This is a genomic window from Aeromonas sp. Y318-1, from assembly GCF_027706125.1.
GTDB lineage: Bacteria > Pseudomonadota > Gammaproteobacteria > Enterobacterales > Aeromonadaceae > Aeromonas > Aeromonas hydrophila.
The window spans coordinates 1-1,332 of sequence record NZ_JAPDCM010000044.1 but is presented as its reverse complement, the minus strand read 5'-3'; the positions used below and the strand labels follow the sequence as shown (position 1 = coordinate 1,332).

1 protein-coding gene is annotated in these 1,332 nt (G+C 54.7%); it reads right to left on the bottom strand.

What is annotated here, in order from left to right:
- Nucleotides 1–36: 36 nt before the first annotated feature.
- Nucleotides 37–1,241 (bottom strand): IS3 family transposase gene (locus OKB87_RS23505; RefSeq protein ID WP_102948393.1). Its coding sequence is split into 2 segments (ribosomal slippage): nucleotides 37–923 and nucleotides 923–1,241, totalling 1,206 coding nucleotides; the frame shifts between segments, so codons are not numbered across the junction.
- Nucleotides 1,242–1,332: the final 91 nt, after the last annotated feature.

Here is a 1,332-nt window from a genome sequence, read left to right as displayed (position 1 = left end):
TGGATTTGACCCCATAGGTCCAGACACTTTTCCCGCTTAGGGTTGTGATACCCGACTGCGCAGAAATTCCCGTGGTGAACGGTATCCCAAGGCGCTGTGCGGGTGGTGCTCGTTATAATGCTCAAACGCGATAGCCAAATTGCCTACCGCTGTTCGGCTATCCGGTTTTGGCATCATCTCGATATAGTCTCGCTTCATCGTCTTCACGAAGCTCTCCGCTATACCGTTACTCTGTGGGCTTCTCACTGCTGTCGTTCTGGGCTCCAACCCGATTTCTCGTGCAAACGCGCGGGTCTCATGGGCTCGATACGCCGAGCCATTATCAGTCAGCCACTCCACCGGTGATGCCGGCAACGAATCCCCAAAGCGATGTTCGACAGACCTCAGCATGACATCTTGCACAGTGTCACTATCGTAACCCCCAGTACTGGCCGCCCAGTCCAACGCTTCCCTATCGCAGCAATCCATGGCGAACGTGACACGTAGTTTTTCACCGTTATCGCAGCGAAACTCGAAGCCATCTGAGCACCACCGTCGATTGCTCTCCTTGACGGCAACACGCCCCTTATGTGCCTGCTGGGCCAATGGTGCAGCTGGTTTTCTTTCCAGCAGCAAGCCATGTTCGCGCATGACGCGATATACCCGCTTAGCGTTTACCACAGGTTGTTCTGTTGCCTCAGACTGACGCCGTAACAGCGCCCAGACCCGGCGATAGCCATAGGAGGGAAGCTCTGCCATCGCCTCCATGATACGGCCAAGTAAGGCTGCATCATCACGCTGGCGATGATGACGACCATCTTGCCAACCCGGTTTTCGATGAACACGAACGGATAGCTGCGCACGCGATACATTAAGAGCCTGGCTCACAGCACTTAATCGTCGTCCCCCGGCAACAAGGGCGCATGCGCAATCCATTTTTTTGCTCGACCATACTCCACGGCTTCTTTGAGGATCTCGTTCTCCATGGTCTTCTTCCCGAGCAGACGCTGAAGCTCTCGGATCTGCTTGATGGCAGCAGCCAACTCGGAAGCAGGAACAACATCCTCACCGGCGGTGATCGCCGTGAGAGACCCTTCTTGGAATTGCTTACGCCATTTGAAAAGCTGGTTTGCGTTGACGTCGTGCAAGCGAGCAACATGAGAGACGGTCATCCCGGGCTCAAAGGTCTGCTGCACGATGGCGATCTTTTCTTGTGGAGTCCGGCGTCGACGGCGCTCGGCCCCTGTTAACACTTCGACCATCTTCTCGTTGTGACTAGTACTGAACATAGCTCCAAGACTACCTCTTAAGTTAAGAGGGGCGAAGTGTCTGGATCTTCAAGGGGCCAATCTA